Consider the following 296-nt stretch of genomic DNA (forward strand, 5'->3'; position numbering starts at 1 on the left):
GGACCCAGGCGCCATGGTCGAAGGGGCGGCGTGCGTCCAGCTCGGCCGGCAGGCCGGCGGCGTCCAGTTGCCGGGCGATCGCCTCGGCCAGCTGCGGAGCGCCGGGTGCCGGGTATTGCAAGGCGTAGAGCGCCGCTGGAAAGCCACCAAAGTCGTGCCAGGTTTCCGGTCGTTCACCCGCCGTGAGCAGCAGGCGCCGGCTTTCCCAGTGCGCGGAGACCACCAGGATGGCCTGCGGCCGCGGCAGTTCGCTGGCCAGGCGCGCCAGTGCCGGGCCGCTGGCGCCGGGCTCCAGT

General features: G+C 74.0%; 1 protein-coding gene. It reads right to left on the reverse strand.

Annotation, left to right across the window (positions count from 1 at the left end):
• Nucleotides 1-296 (reverse strand): DODA-type extradiol aromatic ring-opening family dioxygenase (locus tag J0A65_RS27025; protein WP_206597237.1); only part of this gene is annotated, 296 nt, incomplete at both ends.

Origin of the sequence: Bowmanella yangjiangensis, from assembly GCF_017255015.1 — a bacterium.
In the GTDB taxonomy this organism is placed as follows: Bacteria; Pseudomonadota; Gammaproteobacteria; order Enterobacterales; family Alteromonadaceae; genus Bowmanella; species Bowmanella yangjiangensis.